The organism is Paraburkholderia sp. BR10923 (genome assembly GCF_040948765.1).
GTDB classification, from domain to species: domain Bacteria; phylum Pseudomonadota; class Gammaproteobacteria; order Burkholderiales; family Burkholderiaceae; genus Paraburkholderia; species Paraburkholderia youngii.
The window spans coordinates 1-206 of sequence record NZ_JBFPKO010000270.1 but is presented as its reverse complement, the minus strand read 5'-3'; the positions used below and the strand labels follow the sequence as shown (position 1 = coordinate 206).

The 206-nt window shown below is 62.6% G+C and carries 1 pseudogene; it reads left to right on the top strand.

The features are described from left to right. Positions 1-206, top strand: a pseudogene (locus AB3X94_RS42430) (IS5/IS1182 family transposase); the annotation flags it as partial.

Genomic DNA, 206 nt, shown 5'->3' with positions numbered 1-206 from the left:
CAGACGCAACGCTGGATTCAGGCGGGCTGCTTCGAGGCCATGGTGAGCGATTTGCGTTCGATCATCCGGGTCGCCCAGGACCGCCGTGGTCAACCCAGCGCGGTCATCCTCGATGGCCGTACGCTGCAGTCGACGTGCGAAAGCGGCGCACGCGCAGGCTACGACGGATACAAACGCAAGAAAGGCAGCAAGGTACATATGGCGGT